The sequence below is a fragment of the Abiotrophia sp. genome, assembly GCF_057275535.1.
The window spans coordinates 27,051-43,976 of record NZ_DBHIRJ010000005.1 but is presented as its reverse complement, the minus strand read 5'-3'; the positions used below and the strand labels follow the sequence as shown (position 1 = coordinate 43,976).

17 protein-coding genes are annotated in these 16,926 nt (G+C 45.5%); all 17 read right to left on the bottom strand.

From position 1 onward, the window contains the following. Positions 1–19: 19 nt before the first annotated feature. Positions 20–1,057: a glycosyltransferase family 2 protein gene (locus ACO53F_RS05020; RefSeq protein WP_485137548.1), complete on the bottom strand. Its 1,038-nt coding sequence runs from the start codon at positions 1,055–1,057 to the stop codon at positions 20–22. A 4-nt stretch (positions 1,058–1,061) separates the two neighbouring features. Further along, complete coding sequence (locus tag ACO53F_RS05015; protein WP_485137547.1) at positions 1,062–2,291, bottom strand: DegT/DnrJ/EryC1/StrS family aminotransferase; 1,230 nt, start codon at positions 2,289–2,291, stop codon at positions 1,062–1,064. Between the two features lie 13 nt (positions 2,292–2,304). Further along, a complete protein-coding gene (locus ACO53F_RS05010; protein WP_485137546.1) occupies positions 2,305–2,997 on the bottom strand; it encodes a sugar transferase in 693 nt (230 codons plus the stop codon). A gap of 156 nt (positions 2,998–3,153) precedes the next feature. Further along, positions 3,154–4,965, bottom strand: a complete 1,812-nt coding sequence (gene pepF, locus ACO53F_RS05005; RefSeq protein WP_485137545.1) for an oligoendopeptidase F — start codon at positions 4,963–4,965, stop codon at positions 3,154–3,156. Between the two features lie 142 nt (positions 4,966–5,107). Next, positions 5,108–6,214, bottom strand: coding sequence for a competence protein CoiA (locus tag ACO53F_RS05000; protein WP_485137544.1), 1,107 nt, complete (start codon positions 6,212–6,214; stop codon positions 5,108–5,110). Between the two features lie 166 nt (positions 6,215–6,380). Next, positions 6,381–7,856, bottom strand: a complete 1,476-nt coding sequence (xylB, locus tag ACO53F_RS04995; RefSeq protein WP_485137543.1) for a xylulokinase — start codon at positions 7,854–7,856, stop codon at positions 6,381–6,383. A 17-nt stretch (positions 7,857–7,873) separates the two neighbouring features. Further along, positions 7,874–8,395, bottom strand: coding sequence for a D-lyxose/D-mannose family sugar isomerase (locus ACO53F_RS04990; RefSeq protein WP_485137542.1), 522 nt, complete (start codon positions 8,393–8,395; stop codon positions 7,874–7,876). Between the two features lie 22 nt (positions 8,396–8,417). Then, positions 8,418–9,509: a PTS fructose transporter subunit IIC gene (locus tag ACO53F_RS04985; protein ID WP_291454398.1), complete on the bottom strand. Its 1,092-nt coding sequence runs from the start codon at positions 9,507–9,509 to the stop codon at positions 8,418–8,420. Between the two features lie 29 nt (positions 9,510–9,538). Further along, positions 9,539–9,847, bottom strand: a complete 309-nt coding sequence (locus ACO53F_RS04980) for a PTS fructose transporter subunit IIB (protein WP_070756285.1) — start codon at positions 9,845–9,847, stop codon at positions 9,539–9,541. 17 nt (positions 9,848–9,864) lie between these two features. Continuing rightward, a complete protein-coding gene (locus ACO53F_RS04975) occupies positions 9,865–10,737 on the bottom strand; it encodes a ketose-bisphosphate aldolase (protein ID WP_070756284.1) in 873 nt (290 codons plus the stop codon). Between the two features lie 17 nt (positions 10,738–10,754). Continuing rightward, positions 10,755–11,231, bottom strand: coding sequence for a PTS sugar transporter subunit IIA (locus ACO53F_RS04970; RefSeq protein ID WP_485137541.1), 477 nt, complete (start codon positions 11,229–11,231; stop codon positions 10,755–10,757). After that, positions 11,232–12,701, bottom strand: a complete 1,470-nt coding sequence (locus ACO53F_RS04965) for a BglG family transcription antiterminator (protein WP_485137540.1) — start codon at positions 12,699–12,701, stop codon at positions 11,232–11,234. Positions 12,702–12,963: 262 nt separating this feature from the next. Beyond that, complete coding sequence (rhaD, locus tag ACO53F_RS04960) at positions 12,964–13,764, bottom strand: rhamnulose-1-phosphate aldolase (protein ID WP_485137539.1); 801 nt, start codon at positions 13,762–13,764, stop codon at positions 12,964–12,966. Between the two features lie 3 nt (positions 13,765–13,767). Next, the gene (locus tag ACO53F_RS04955; protein ID WP_485137538.1) at positions 13,768–15,120 is read right to left on the bottom strand and encodes a PTS galactitol transporter subunit IIC; all 1,353 of its coding nucleotides are present in this window, start codon (positions 15,118–15,120) and stop codon (positions 13,768–13,770) included. A gap of 50 nt (positions 15,121–15,170) precedes the next feature. Beyond that, on the bottom strand, positions 15,171–15,449 hold the full coding sequence (locus ACO53F_RS04950; protein ID WP_485137537.1) for a PTS sugar transporter subunit IIB: 279 nt from the start codon (positions 15,447–15,449) through the stop codon (positions 15,171–15,173). Positions 15,450–15,464: 15 nt separating this feature from the next. Further along, positions 15,465–15,926: a PTS sugar transporter subunit IIA gene (locus ACO53F_RS04945; RefSeq protein WP_485137536.1), complete on the bottom strand. Its 462-nt coding sequence runs from the start codon at positions 15,924–15,926 to the stop codon at positions 15,465–15,467. A gap of 5 nt (positions 15,927–15,931) precedes the next feature. Beyond that, complete coding sequence (locus tag ACO53F_RS04940; RefSeq protein ID WP_485137535.1) at positions 15,932–16,783, bottom strand: PRD domain-containing protein; 852 nt, start codon at positions 16,781–16,783, stop codon at positions 15,932–15,934. Between the last annotated feature and the right edge of the window lie 143 nt (positions 16,784–16,926).

Here is a 16,926-nt window from a genome sequence, read left to right as displayed (position 1 = left end):
TATCTTCCTTTCATAAGGGCTAGACGGATTTCTTTGTCTCTTCTTGGTCTTGCTCAGCAGCAAAGTATTCTTGTCGCCAACGTAAACCGTTGAAGAGCCCTACAATGGTTCCTACCCCATAGGCTAGGTGGACAGCCAACAAGAGGAATGGCATGGCTAAATAGTGTGGTAGGAAGCCTTCCTTGCGGATTGTCAGACCTGTTACGGCAGCCATAGCGCCAAAGTAGGCCAGGGCCAAGAGTCCTAAGAACCAGCCTGTTACAGGCAACATAAGGATAGAGAAAATCACCGCTAAGGTGAAGACAAATGGTACAAAATGATAGAGCGATAGGCAGGATGGTCGAACATGACTAGTCATGCCAATCCAGTAGCCATTGCTATATTTTTGCTTAACCATTTTCTGGAAGTTAGGTCTCATATATTGATAGGAGACAATTCTAGGATCGTACTTAATCTGATAACCAGCCTTAAGCAGACGGTCATGGATTTCATTGTCCTCCGTCCGACCTAGGCGCTCATCTAGTTCCCCAACATGGTCAAAGACAGACTTCTTATACATGCCATGGAAAATCGATTTGACATAGCGAGGGCTATCAGCCTTACGGTAAGAGGCAATACTACTACCTAGCATGGCTTCTTCCACTTGATGCAGGGTCTTGCTCCATGGATCATCTGATTCAATGATAGTCGGACGCTTACCGCCACAGATGAATTCTCCCTGAGAAATAACCGCCACGTTCTGTTCCACAAAATCTTCAGGAATGGTCGCATGAGCATCTACCTTAAGGACACACTCCCCGCGCGCCACCTTAATGCCTTCATTCAAGCCGGCCGCCAGTGATTTGCGTAGGTTGTTATGGACTTGGATATCGTAGAATTCATCGCGGAACTGAGCTTGAAAATCTAGCATCAGATCTCGGGTCTTATCGGTCGACATGGAATTCATGAGGATAATTTCAATTTGATCGTGGGGATAGGTCTGATTGAGGAAATCTGAAAAGAGGCCTGGTAAATAGGACTCTTCGTTCATTGCTGTCGTGATAATTGATACTAACATAGGACTAGGCTCCTTCCTCAAGGACTTGGGCCACAACCTCACGGAAACTTTCAATAATGTAGGCTACCTCTTCATCCGTCAAACGGGTGTGTAGAGGCAGGGTAATTTCATTTTCATAATAAGCATAGGCGTTTGGATAATCCGCCATCTTAAAGCCCATATTAGCATAAGCGGTGAGCAGTGGCAGTGGTTTGTAGTGGACATTGGTTGCAATGCCCCGCTCCGCCATCAAGTTGATAATGCGGTTACGGTCTTCCAGACTAGCCCCTTCAATATGGGTAATGTAGAGGTGGCGAGAAGATTCATAATCCGCGCCTTGATGAGGCAAAGGCTTAATGGCTGTGCCAGCGAAACCTTGATCATATTGTGCCACTAATTCTTGACGACGAGCCAAGAGACCTGGATAACGTTGTAATTGTACCAAGCCGATGCTGGCCATGATATCGGTCATGTTACATTTGAAACCTGGGATGACAATATCATATTCCCATGCCCCTAGCTGGGTCTTAGCCAAGGCATCCTTGGTTTGGCCATGTAGGGAGAAGACTTGGAAGAGACGGTAGAGTTCGTCATCATCAAGGCCTGGACGAGCCTTCCAGGTCACGCTACCGCCTTCTGCAGTCGTAAAGTTCTTAACAGCATGGAAGGAGAAGGAAGTGAAGTCCGCCCAAGTCCCTGCTGGTTGGCCCTTATAAGTTGCTCCTAGGGCGTGAGCAGAGTCCGAAATAACAATCACTCGATCAAAAAGTGCTTGGATAGCATGATCAGGATTAGCTTGGTAGAGATCCTTCTTGGCTTCTAGGACTGACATGAGTTTGTCATAGTCACAAGGAATCCCAGCGATTTCAACCGGGATTACCGCCTTGGTCTTAGCCGTTAGGCTAGCTGCCAATAAGTCGTAATCCATTTCAAAGCCAGTCGACTGCAAGTCAACTAAGACAGGCGTCGCTCCTACGTGTTCGATCACCGCACAAGAAGCCGTATAGGTCAAGGCTGGCACAATCACTTCATCACCAGGCCCAATGCCTAAGACGCGCAAGATCAATTCCAGAGCTGCAGTAGCTGAGTTTAAGCAGACTGTCCGTGGCGTCTGAGTGTAGCTGGAAAGCTCTACTTCTAATTTCTTAGTCTTAGGGCCGGTGGTAATCCAACCTGATTTGAGGGTATCCACTACCTCATCAATTTCTTCCTGGCCTAAGTCAGGTGGTGAGAAGGGAATATTCCATTTTTTCATAGCGAACGCTCCTTTATTTGAAGACCTTCAAGACAGTTCGAACCATGAGTTTCAAATCGCCTAGAAAGCTATAATTCTTGAGATAGGATAAGTTATAGTGCATCTTCTCTGGTAGGACCTTGGTGATGTAGATATCATCCACTTCCATCCCCTCCAAGATGAACTTAGCAATCAATTCTTCCTCATCCTTGAAGAGGATGCTGGCCATAGAGGTTACCCCTGCTGGCAAGAGCAAGGTAGCCTTCATCTCAGGCGTATAAGCAGCCACGTACTTGGCTACTTCAGGTCGCGTACCAACCAGACTCATATCCCCTGTTAAGATGTTTAACAATTGAGGTAGTTCATCTAAGCGATAACGGCGAATGACATGACCAACGCGGGTAATACGGTCATCATTTTTGAGGGTCACTAAAGACCCCATCTTGTCCGCATCCACCTTCATGGTCCGGAACTTGAAAATCCGGAAGATTCTACCGTAGCTTGTCACCCGTTCCTGGCGATAGAAGACCGGGCCTGGTGAGTCTAACTTAATCCAAATAGCGAAAAAGAGTAAAATTGGCGAGAGTAAGAGTAACAAGATAGCACTCACCAAGATATCGAAGGCCCGTTTCAAGAATAGTTGCCCGCGTTTAGCGGCCAAGGCCTCGTAATATGGGCGCACCTGCTCGGTCTGCAGTTCCGCCGGTAATGATTCAAATTTTTTCATTCAATCCCTCATATTCTTAGAAAGTCGCATACTTAAATTTTATCACGTATAGCGCCAGATTTCTAGCAGTTGCGGTAGGAAAATAAAAGTAGTGCTCAGTCCTAAACCCCATAGCTAAGAAAAACTGGAGAAGTCTCGCTTCCCCAGTTGATTGGATTATTTAGTTTCTGCCAAGAGGGCTTCAAACTCGTTCAAACGTGCTTCGAAGACCTTGAGTGTTGCTTCGATATAGTCACGTTGCGTCATATCCAACCCAGCCTTCTTCATGGTGTCGATTGGATAGAGGCTGCAGCCTGACTTGAGGAAGCCCTTGTAGGCTTCAAGTAAAGCACTGTCGCCTGCCGCAATCTTGTCTGCGAAGAAGGTTGCTGCGGAGAAACCAGTCGCATATTGGAAGACATAGTAGTTGTAATAGAAGTGTGGAATCCGTGCCCACTCTAGCCCAATTTCAGAGTCAGAGTTAACGCTTGGTCCGTAGTACTTAGCATTCAATTTACGGTAGTTCTCCGTCAAGAATTCGTGAGTTAATGGGGTTCCTTCTGCATCTGCTTGGTGCATGAAGTGCTCGAATTCCGCAAATTGGGTTTGACGGAAGACCGTTCCCTTAACCCCATCTAAGAAGTGGTTGAGGACATAGAGACGGATTTGCGGATCTTGATATTTCTTCAAGAGGTAGTCCGTCAAAAGATTTTCATTAGTAGTTGAGGCAATCTCAGCCAAGAAAATCGAATAATCACTGTAAACATAAGGTTGGTTAGTGCGAGACAAGTAAGAATGCGCACTGTGACCCAACTCATGAACTAAGGTGAAGAGCCAATTAATATTGTCTTGCCAGTTGAGCAAGACATAAGGCTTGCTGTCATACATCCCGCCAGAGTATGCGCCTGAGCGTTTGCCCTTGTTCTCATACCAGTCAATCCAGCGTTCATCGAAGGCCTTAGCCATGATTTCCAAATAATCTGGTCCCATTGGCGCCAGGGCTTCCATCACGATATCCCGCGCTTCCACTTGGCTGAACTTGATTGGGGCATCCCCAAGAAGCGGCGTATAAAGGTCATACATTTCTAGCGAATCTAGACCTAAGAGATCCTTACGCAAAGCGGTATAACGGTGGAGTAAGCCCAAGTGATCGCCCACCGTCTCTAGCAAGGTATCATAAACAGATTCCGGTACATTATTGCGGAAGAGGGCTGCTGCCCGTGCAGACGGGTAGTGACGGACTTTGGCCTTGTAGTTGTCAGTCTTAATATTGGTAGATAAGACATTGGCCAAGGTATTCTTGAACTGGTTGTAGACAGTGTAGTACTGTTGGAAAGTATCGCGGCGTACACGGCGGTCAGTGCTTTCCAAGAGACGACCATAGGTCCCGTGTGTTAATTGTACCGCTTGCCCTTCCGGCCCTTCAATGGTTGGGAAGACAAAGTCAGCATTGTCCAACAAGGAGAAAGTAGAATAAGAGCTGCTGAAAATCTCACCTAGTTGCGCTAAGAGGGTCTCCTCGGAAGCCGACAAGGTGTGGGCACGCCCACGGGTAATATCATCCAAGTACTGACGGTAGAAATCCAATTCAGGTGTTTCTTGGAAGTAAGCCTCTAGGGTTTCGGATGGCAAGCTCAAAAGTTCAGGGTCGAAGAAGGCAATGGCTTCTGCCAACTTACTGTATAGTTGCATAGCTCGAGCATTGAGAACTTGAGAGGCACTATTGGTTGAATCTTGATCATAAGTTAGGTGGGCATAGGCGTAGAGCCGCTCAACAACTAAGCAAGCCGCTTGAATAGCCTCAATAACAGTCACTAAGTGAGCGCCACCTTGATTCAGGGTGCCCTTGTAGGATGCTAAGTCTGCCACCATAGCTTCTGCCTTGTCATACTCAGCCTGCCATTGTTCTGCGTTCGCATAGAGCGAAGTCAGGTCCCAGGTAAAGGCTTCAGGTTGTTGTTCACGCGTGCGTAATGTTTCTTCTGACATAAGGTCACCTCATCTTAAATTTATTGAATAGTTAGACATCATAAATTTTAGCACAATTCACTTGTGAATTGAATTGAAAGCCCTTGAGGAAGAGGAAGAAGTGTCCTTTTAGTCACTTCGATCATGTTTGACCTCCCAATTCTTAGCTGACGACACGATAAAGCTCCCAATCTCGATCAAAGGCTAGGTGGCCTTGCCACTGCCACAGCCGAAGGAATGATTGGCAAATTTCAGGCAGCAGTCTAGCTCGCCCCTTCTCGCCTAACAAAGGCGTCGGAACAAGATGAACTTTGCCAGACCGCACTAGCCTTTCATGGAAAAGAAACCAGTCCTGATCTGTAAATCCTTGATTAACTTCCTTAGCCTCCTTCAAAAAAGCAGCCTCATAGGCCAACCAGACCCAACCAGGCTCTGGGCTGACTAGAACCTGATAGCGCCCCTGTAGGCACCAAGCCGGCAGCGAGCCCACCTGAATCCCCTCCTGATAAAGTTGACGCCAATAAGATTGGTGACCAACCACCAAATGGCTGCGAACATGGCTGGTAAGTTGGCCTTCTTGGCAGTGACAAGCCCTTGGTCCCAACCAAGCACCATAAGCCAGACAATCCGCCTGCCAGGCCTGCTGAGACAAAGTCCTCAGTAAGAGGGTACGACTTTGATAAGTATAGGACAGGCGAGAATAGACTAAAGGTAGATGAAAATCCTGAACTAGGCAGGCGCCCTCCACATCCAGGGCTAGCCAATAATAACCCCAAGCAGGGGCATAATGCAGGCAAGTTTGTTTCCAACGAGTCTTGAACTTGCCCCTTAGGACGTCAGCTGATAATAGCCAGACCACTGCCTGACCCAAGGCTTGATAATCCGCCTGCCGACCAGTCAGAAGCTGAGCGGAAATTATCGATTGTTGATACTCCGCCACCCACTGACGCTGAGGCAGGTAGAGGTCCGCAAATTGCCCCGAAGAAGCTAAATAATACTCCAAATTCACACTCTCACCTTGGGCTTGGAAGGTCTGACCTAAGAGGCGCTTAGCCGCTTGATGCCGCTCCGACTCCATGACCTGTCGTTTACTAAATTTACTTTGTCCACAAACCCCATCCACATGAACAAAATGGGGTCTAACCCGTCTGCCCGACCGCAATTTAAGTGGCCGATGACAGCGTGGACAAAACCAGGGCCCCTCCCCCACTAATCCCGCCACCTGACTAGCATAGACCAACTTACCTGCCCCATTCAAAGCCGCATACATAAAGACCCCTCCCTCTATATATAGCCCAAAGAGCTGCCCCTCGCATTTTTTTGTGGCTTACAGTTTGGTTACAGAACCTAACGATTTCGAAAAAAGCATAGAGCCAAGGCCTTATCTTCCCTAAGGTCTTGGCTCTATTCATTTGCTATGGTTCGACTATTCAAAACTAATCTCTCAGGTTGCTTGTACGAGGATAAATCTGCCCATATACCTCGTATAATTCTTGATAATGTTGAATTTTATTCTCTTCAGGATGAAACTGCTGATTCAGTTTTAGGAACTGTTCCTGGCAGGATGAAAAATTCTCGAACCAGCCCATGGCCATCGCAGCTAGCATAGCAGCGCCCAAGCCAGGACCTTGCTCAGGCTGAATCGTGATGATAGGCTTAGCGAAGATATTGGCCTGGAGTTGGCACCAATAGTCAGATTGGCTTCCACCCCCAATAGAACGAAGCAAAGTCGGGGTGACCTTAGTTTCCTTTTCTACTAGTTGAATCAGGTCTCGCAAGGAGAAGGTGATCCCTTCTACGATGCTACGTGCTAAATCAAGCGGTCCGTGACTAATATCGAGATGCATAAAGCTTGCTCGCACCTTGCTGTCAGGATAAGGACAGCGTTCACCTTGTAAGTAAGGCGTAAACCATAGTGGAACAGCCTCCTTAGCGTCATGTTCTGCTATTGCTTCAAATAACTGCTCATAACTTAAGTCAGGCAAAAACTGTGTCTTATACCAATTGAGACTATCTCCTGCTGCTAGCGTAACCCCCATTTGATAGTACTGGCCAGGCACAACATGTTGGAAAACATGCGTACGTCCAGTAGTTTCGTCAGGTAAGTCCCCTAGTTGCAGATAGACACCTGAAGTCCCGATACTCACAAGGCCTTGTTCTGGAATTAATCCTGCTCCTAAAGCTCCACAGGCATTATCCGCCCCACCAGCTACTAACTTAACAGGCTCCTTCAGCCCCCACTGTTGGGCAAGTTCTGGCCGGAGCCAACCAACAACAGCCTTTGATTCGACCAAAGGTGGACACCATTCCAATGGAATACCCAAACTCTGACACAATTCTTCCGACCATTTGCCTTGCTTCATATCAAGCAACAAGGTACCCGAGGCATCAGAATAATCCATTTGCATAGGGGCACCTAACCAATAGCGCAAATAGTCTTTTGGCAGGAGAAAATATCGTATCTGAGTCCAAATTTCAGGTAAATTTCTTTTTACCCAAATTAATTTAGGTAGTGTAAATCCAGGTAAAGCAACATTTTTACTAATATCGATTAGTCTTTTCCCTAAAGTATGTTCCAGAATTTGACACTCCTCTTGAGTCCTACCATCATTCCATAAGATGGCGGGATGCAGGACTTGGCCTTTCTGGTCTAAGATAACAAGTGAATGCATCTGTCCGGAGAAGGAGATGGCTTCTAAGCCACTCGTAAGCTCAGGCAAAGACCTGATTAACTGCTCCATCACCTCATCCATAGCGCCTGTCCAGACAGCCGGATCCTGCTCAGAATAACCTAGCTGTGGGTGCTGCGTTTCATAGCTGACCTGCGCTTGGGCGACAAGCTGTCCTTGTTTGTCCACGACTAAACCTTTAAGGCTCGTTGTCCCTAAATCAATCCCTAGCACATATGCCATGAAGCTTCACCTCCTTTTTATGGTTCCACACGTCGAATATTAGGATCCGTGAAAATATCGCTGGCATCATCGCTAGAAGAGGAAAATTCAGAGACAATCGCGCCTTCAGGTCCTGCCTTAAACCAGTGTTTTGTATTGGGACTAATCACAAACTGCTGTCCTGGTTCCAAATGAATATGGTGGAAGACCGTATATACTGACTCTTTACCTTTAGGCACCTGATCTCTTCCACCTGACTCATGTCCTTCAACGAATAGGTCTACTGAGCCCTTGCGGCATCGAAAAGTTTCCTGCTTTCCTGGCTGACCATTTCTCTCAGGATGACGGTGTTCAGGGCAAATTTGCTCAGGTAGTAATACAAGCTCTTTAGCGCAGTAGCGTTCGTTATTATCATAAATGATAAGACTTAATCCTTCTAGTTCAAAATCATTAAGCCCAAAATCCGCATACTCAATTGCTTCAAGCTCATCTGGACGAAAAACCATTCCCGACTCACGATATAGTTGTTGAACGGCTAACTTCACTTCAGGTGATATCATACAGTACCCCTCCTTTCGCAATCTAACTAATTTTCAAATCATCCCATGATAGCTCGTCTTCTTCCACCTCTTGGATTACAACTTCTGCTTCTGGATCCACTTGTGGACGTAAAATTAAAATTGTAATGGCGGTTGCCAAGGAACCTAATAGCAAGGCTCCAATAAAGGCCCATGGACGAGTCATCGTAAAGACGGCAAACATACCAGAGGCAGGGATATGGCTATCTGCTCCCCAGAGCATGCTGAGCGCACCACCAACAGCTCCGCCGACACCTGTCGCAATGACATTCTTAAAGAGGTCATTCAAGACAATTGGGAAGCAACCCTCTGTAATTTGGCATACCCCCATAGGAAAGGCTGTTTTTAGGGTTTCAACTTCTTGTTTATTGAAGATATTCTTACCAAATACCTTGCCGATGAAGTAAGCCATGGTCAAGCCAAATGGTGTCACCATAGAAGCTAAAATCAAGACGGTGATAGGTTCATAGATTTGTTCTGAGAATAGCGTGAAGACAAAGGCGAAAACAACTTTGTTAATGGCACCACCATAGTCGATTGAACTAAGAATCCCAATAATCGCACCATAAAAGAGTAATTGAGACCGATCCAGTCCACCTAGGTAACCAGTAATTTGAGAAGCTACCCAGTTAATTGGTGTACCAATAATATAATACATAATTAGCCCGGCAATGAATGAACTAGTAAATGGAATCACTAAGGTTGGCATTAAGCCTTGCATCCATTCCGGCACCTTAAGACTTTTTACAATCGTAACCACGGTATAACCCGCAAGGTAGCCCCCTACCAAGCCACCAAGGAAGCCAGCCCCAATCCCTGAGGCCACCATCCCAACGATTAAGCCAGGAGCAATACCCGGTTTATCCGCAATAGAGTAGGCAATAGCTGTAGAAACAATCATTGGCAAGAGGCCTAAACCATAGCCCCCCATGGTCGTCATCGTATCTGCAAAACTAAAGCCTGCCTTGAAGTCCGTAATGGACGTACCTCCCATCATATTCCCAATAGCCAATAAGAAACCTGAGGCTACCACAATGGGAAGAAAGAAGGAAATAGCAGTCATCAAGTGCTTTTTAATTTCAATCTTCTTGCTCATAAGACTCACTCCTTTTAGATTTGAGGTTATTATTGAACGAGTTCTTGTAATTTCTCAACTAGTTTTGTGGGTGACTTAACCGCCACACCTGTTGGAACTTCTACTACCTTCTTACCGCTAAAACGTTCACGGCCACCAACCTTAATATCAGCTGCAATTAAAACGATATCCGCTTCTGAAATTTCTTGGGCCGATAAATTATTCTGAGTACCTGCCAATCCCTGTGTTTCAATGGCTATCTCATGCCCTAATGCTTGCGCGGCTTTCATGATTTTTTCCCTTGCAATATAGGTATGAGCAATACCGGCTGTACAGGCTGCAATCCCAACAATTTTCATAAGAAACCCTCCTGACCTTATTGATAGTAGAGCTGTGCTTTATTCGCAGAATTAAAGAGACGAATCTTATCTTCTGCCACTTTCTTAGTTTCTAGCATACATGGTGGAAATAGTACATTTGGCTCACGCATTTCGCTGTCACCACTATTGAGTTGCTCCCGCAATCTATTGGCAAATACAATCTTAATATCACTCGAAATATTAATCTTATTAATCCCCATCTTCACCGCCTTAGCAATTTCTTCATCTGGATTACTTGATCCCCCATGCAAAACAAGTGGAATAGATACCTTCTTGGTGATTTCTTCTAGGATATCGTGCCGTAAATGAGGCTTAATATTCTTCGGATAAATACCGTGTGCCGTGCCAATGGCAACGGCCAGACTGTCAGTGCCCGTCCGTTCTACAAAATCTTGCGCTACATCAGGATCTGTATAAATAACTTCTGTCACCCCTCCTTCAATGCTATTCCCTGTATCGCCAATAGTCCCAAGTTCTGCTTCTACAGATACCCCTACAGGATGAGCAGCCGCCACCACTTTTTGCGTGATTGCCACATTCTCCTCATAAGGGAGATGAGAAGCATCAATCATAACGGAGGTAAAGCCTAGTTGAATGGCGTGAATTACTTGTTCATAGGACGCCCCATGATCTAAATGAATGCAGACCGGTAGTTTTGTATGGTTAGCATAATACTTGACTTGATCGACAAATGAGTCTGTTAGGAATGAGAGTTCATCTGGGTGGATGGCAATCATAACAGGTGACTGCAATTCTTCGCAGGCTTGCATGACAGCTTCTAATAATTGACCGGAGCCCGCATTAAAGGCCGGAACAGCAAAACCATGTTGATTTGCTACACTTAGAATTTCTTTACCACTAATTAACATATATTTTCCTCCTTCACTTATTGGATATTAGCTTGATGGCTTACAATTAACTGATAGAGTTGATCTACTGACTTGGCTTCTTGAACTGCGTGAATAAAGCTATCATCTGCAAGTAGAATTGCTACTTGTTGCAACAAAAGAATATGTGTCGTATTGGCATCTACATCCCTCACTGCAAAAAGAAAAACCACTGACACCTTTCCCTCATCAAGTGTTTCCCACTCAATAGGATGCGCTAATTTAGCAATGGCAACTGTTGTTTGTTTCACTCCTTTCGACTTGCCATGAGGAATTGCAACTCCCCCTCCAATACCTGTAATACCCTCACTTTCTCTAAGGTAAACATCTTCAATGAAGGTATCAACATCTTTTAGATAGCCTTTAGCTTCCAAAAGCCTTCCAAGTTCTTCTAACACCTCCTGTTTGTTTCTAGCCGTAGAATTGACGACCATAATATCTTTATCAATTAGTTGATCTAGGCTAAGTGTCGTCATCTATATTCCTCCTTCCAAGATACTACGAATTAATTGGATATCTTTTTCTATCAAGACCGGACTAATGATTATGACAGGCTGGGTTACAAATGACGGCACTGTTCGTACCGTAGAAATCACCACATCCACTTGGTCTAGTATTTCGGCTTGACGTTCTAATTGTCGTGTCCCCATAGTAGCCACTACTTCCAAAGTGGGAAAAAGATGCTTAAGGCGAATCTTGAGTAGTTCTGAGGTTCCAATCCCTGTAGAACAAATAAGTAGTACACGGTTTATGTCGGGGTGCTTCAATTTAAATTTCTCAAAATATAGAGTTAGATAACCCATTTCTGATTCATTAATAAGGGGATTACCTGGTATATCATGAATCAATCGTTCTGTGATTTGCTTGATACGTTCAAAAGTTGCCTGGAACTCCGTCTTGACTTCTTCCAACATACTATTACCTACTTGAATTCCCGTTTTGAGTCGATGAATCATGGGCAGTATATGATAATAGAGGTCGTTATAAAGACTAGAGTAGAATTTATTTTCTCTATTAAACTTCTCAAGAGAAAAGAAATTCAAAATATAATACTCTGTCATGAGCGCTGCTAGGCTTTGGTCAAACTGGCTAGTTGAACGGTCCTTTAAGTTAATGGCATAAATGTTTTGGAAGAGAAAATAAACTTCTAATTCATGTAACTCTTGATGAAGAAACTGCTCCATACGGCCAATAATTTGGTGGGATAAATTCACTAAAGCTTGGTTATCTTGCATTAAGCCTTCCTCTTCTGTTGTTAAGGGAGACTGACTTTTTAGAAAACTAACATTCCCTTCTCTATAGCGCTTCATCACCATATAGAGATGTGAATATAAATTGACGTCATAGGGATAGGAAATGGCTTGCCCTAATTCGGTCTCAATATAAGTCAGTTGACTCATAATAAAATGGTGGTCAAAAGAACTTACTTCGTGCTCTGCATTATTCATGTAGGCGCTTTTATTTTGCTGTATAAACAGGGTATTGATGGCTATTCTAACCTGTTGTTCACTGCCTTCAACTCTTACTTTTTGTCCTTCTACAACCAGTTTAAGCTGAAAGGCCGCTAGCGTATCCTCCATTTTTCGGCAGTGGCGTTCAACTGTACTTTTACTCATGTAATCAGTTGACATGATACTAGTCAAATCTAGACGGTAAGGATACTTAAAGAGTAGGCGCAATAATCGATTGGTCTCATCACTGTCGCCCTCGAAAAGTTGCGTCCAATCTTTATCGAGGTAATAACTGCTGAGTTTGTATCCCTTGCCTGTCTCTGCTAGAATAATTGGTTCTTGATATTGGCTAATCGCCACCTCATTAATCTTTTTAACCATTCGATAAACGGTCTTAGATGATACAGACATATGCTTGGATAAATCAGATGCGGACACGTAGTCATCGAAATTCAAAGCCTTCAAAACCGACTCTTCCTTCAAACTGAATGTCATACTTGTCACCTCTTATCTTTATTATAGTTAAGATACTGCATTTTTTACGTCAATCACTGTCTTTAGGACGAGCCACTCTGCTATTATGGGGACTAGAAAATGGCCTTAGCTATAGACAGCCTTTGAAATTTATTAGCCAAAATGTCCATAGTCTCCTCTCTTCCCCTAGTAGGCTTCAATATGCTCGGCTCTTTTCTCTATGTAAAAAGCCCCCGACAGCTATAAGGCTGCCGGGGGCTGGTGCCCGCCACCTACTAGTGGGCTATTTTTCTAGTAGTTCCCAACGTGGGGTTACTTTGAAGAAGTCAGCTAGGTCATGTAACTGGCTATCGCTAATGCCATCTTGATGTGGCAAGTGAGCGATGCTGAGGTAGACCTTGGCTGCCTTGTTGACGGTCTCGATGAGGCCAAAGCAGTCCGCAATGCTTGAGCCAGTGGCTAAGATGCCATGATAAGCCCAAACGACGATGCGACTGTCCTTGAGTTTGGCTGCTGTCGCCTGACCAATGGCTTCGGTCCCGCAGACCATCCAAGGCACGACCCCGATACCATCCGGGAAGACAATCAAACACTCGGTAATCATACGCCAGAGGGTCTGAGTGAAGGCTTGGTCTGTCTGATCTAGGATAAAGCTGAGGGCAGAGACTTCTGTCGCATGGTTGTGGAGGACAATCCGATGATGAGGATCCACCGCCAGTCGGGTGCTATGGCTAAGTAGGTGCATATAAATCTCTGACGTTGGTTTATTGTCCCCTTCGAAGCCCCAGACAATGGCGTAACCATTAGGCTCTACTCGAATCACACCCAAAGTCTCCGTCAGGGAATCCCGTACCCGGCGAAATTCTGAGCCTGACGCTGTAATCAGGACATGACGACCTACCATATTCTCCGGCACATGTTCCAAAGAAACAAAACGCGGGGATGCCACTTGCTCAACTTGTGCTAATTGGTCTTCAGTGAGAATAGCGGAGATATTGCCCCCATTCTTCTCATCCCAACCCATAGACCACATAACATGTGTAATATCAGCAAATTCCGCAACGATGGTGCTGTTTTGGAACATCTTCTATTCACCTGCCTCTTCCATTTTTTTGTTGTAGGCCATACGTGCACGGTAGAGCACATAGAAGAGGCCAGCCCATAAGACGAAGAGTAGGATGCTGACAATATTGCCAGACAAACCAGTAGATAAGAGATAACGGAAGTCCGGACCTTCAAAGGTTGACCAAGACAAGAGCTTGCCAGCTTCTACTACCGCAGCCCCTGTTTCATTAGCCAAACGGGTAATATAAGTAGCGAAGAAAGTTGCCCCATAGAGGAAGAGCGGTGCAGACACCACCCCATGGAAGATCATCCGCGCCAAGTTCCCGTTGGTTAGGAGCAAGGCCCCTACAACGAAGGACAAGTTGATAATCCCCGCAAATGGTAAGACAATGTTACCAGGTAAGATAACAGACATAATCAAGAGCACTGGGATGGTAATAATCACGGCTACCCATAGCTCGTTACGCCCTGCCAAGATTGGCCAGTCTAAGCCGATGAAGACTTCACGGTCGCTAAACTTCGTCCGCATAAATTCAGAGATGGCTTCAGATACAGGCGATAGGGCTTGGGAGAAGAGCTTAGAAATCATTGGGAAGAGGGTCATAGCGGTCGCCGCTTGGACGGCTAACTTGAGAGAGCCCGATAAGCCATAACCGGCTGCCAAGCCCAAGACGAAACCAATAATGGCCCCCATAACGGAGTTTTCGCCAAAAATCCCGATTTTTTCCTTAAGCGCATCCGCATCCATTGGCTTGTTGAAGAAAGGAATTTTCTTCAGCAACTCATCAATTGGATAGAGAATAACGGAAATTAAGACAATAAAGTGCGGCACGGTTACCCCTGGAATCCCGGTCAAACGTTCCACTTCAGGTCCGTACATATCGCCCGCCTTGAGCTCGAAAATAATTTGAATAGTGGCTGCGACAAAGCCCATGATGACATTGCCGGTAATATAGGAAACCATAACGGCGGTAAAGATTTTACCCCAGACATTCCACATGTCCACGTTGACGGTCTTGGTTTGTTTGAGCATCAGCATGACAATGTTGACCCCAATGGTCAGAGGGAACATGAGAAAGGCATATGGCCAAGCCCAAGAGATGGCTGCCATACCAGGCCAGCCCCCGTCTACAGCTGGCAAGGAGAAACCTGTTCTCGTAGCCATAGAGGCAGCTGCATCCCCCATGGAGGTCATCATAAAACCAATCAATAGCCCCATCCCGGAGAAGGCCACCCCTAAGGTCAGCGCTGAATGGAAAGCTTCGGAGAATTTCATCTTCATAAGAAGCCCGATAATCAACATTAAGAGGGGAACAAAAACGGCTGCTCCCAAATCATTTAAGACATAATTGACAACTGTTTGTAAGATATCCATGTGTCATTCCTCCTTGATTCACACGGTCGTCGTTGCTAGGAAGCTAGGTCCTAGGCCTTCAAGAAATCAATAATCTTTTGTAACTCAGCATCTTGCCCCATACCTGTCAGGAAGGCAATGCCGTTAAAGGTTGGGATATCGATTTGATCCTTAGTTTTAACGATGGAAACATAGGCATCCGCATCTTTGACATGATGTTTAAGTGATTTAATGTCCACTGCTTCGACTTGAGCAGGGACGCCCTTGCTTTTGAGCAGCTTATCTAATTTGGACGCTACTGTTTGAGAGGTCGCAACACCAGAACCACAGGCAACAATAATCTTTTTCATAATCAATCATCCTTTCTAATGGCTTAATAGGTCTACAATTGCTTCTGGCGACTGGGCAGCTTCTAGTTTGGCTACCAAGTCTTCCTGGCTTAAAAGTGCCATGAGCTCTGCTAGGAGATCCACCTGAGCCTTGGCTTCTTTTATGCCTAAAATCATGATATAACGCGGATAAACTACCAAATCATCGGTCCCCATCTGGATAAAAGGCATTACTGGCTCTTCCAGACGGTAAAAGGCGATAAAGGGACGTTTGACATGTTCAACATAGGTATGGGGAATAGCCACTGTCACATGTTCCAAGGCCAGTCCTGTCGGGAACTCTGCCTCCCGCTCCGCCAAAGCCTGACCGAAGCTATCGGCCACATAACCTAAGTCTTGTAACTTGGCAGCCTGATGGGCGAAGAAGAGGGCTTGGTCTGTCTCCTCACACGCCAAATCAATCAATTCCGACTGAATTAAACTTGCTACAACCCCCATTCGGGTCACCTCCTTCCTAGAATACGTACAAGGTGCAATAAGAGATAAAAATCTTCATCCTGGCCAAAGCTTAGATTGAACTCCTCTTGCAGGGTCTCCTTAAGGACCTTCACTAGGTCCCATTCCCGGGGAAAGACTCCTGCAGTCGTCTCTAAGACGGTCTCGATTTTTTCCGGTGAGACAGACTCTTGGCCAGTCTGATGACTTAGGGTCCGAATCAGGAAGTAGCGGATATGAACCACGAAGCGCCCATAGTCGGTCGACTCCTTATCAAGGGGCACTCCCGTCTGAGTCTCAATCACTTGAATCAAACGATTAAGGATTTCGCTCAGTTCTACTACATTATGGAATCCCGCCTGATCAATCTGGCCATTGACCAGATGCAAGGTCAGGAAGGAAACCTCTTCCTGGGCCAGTCGAAGTTGATACTTGGCATTGACCTGGCCAATGGCCTCGGCCGCCGCCTGATACTCATCCGGATAAAGATAATGGAGCTGGTACTGGAAAGGGTCGTAATCGCCCCCTTCAATAGGCTCCCGGTCCAAGGCATATTGCAAATGTTTAGCAATGGTGAAAATGAAGGTATCCATCAAGGATTTCTTCAAACAAGCCTCGGCGATGACGGTAATGTCTTGAGCTAGTTCGAACACCCATGGTTCCAGTTCCTTAATTAGGCCTAGCAACTGTTCCTGACGGTAACTAGACGCTAAACTAAAGACCCTGGTCACAGCAGTTGGGTCAATGGTGTCCCCTTTTTTCTTGCCAAACCCTACACCTTTCCCTAATGCTACCAATTCCACCCCATCATCTCTGGCGACTAAGACAGCATTCTGGTTGAGTGATTGAATGACTTTCACTGCGCACCTCCCCTTTCGACAAAAATTAGGCATAACTCTCCCTATATGGGAAAGTTATGCCTAATCTAATAGTTACACCACTTATTATCTACATTATAATGTATGCGCTACCTAAATTCAAGGGTATTTCCTTTACAAATCCA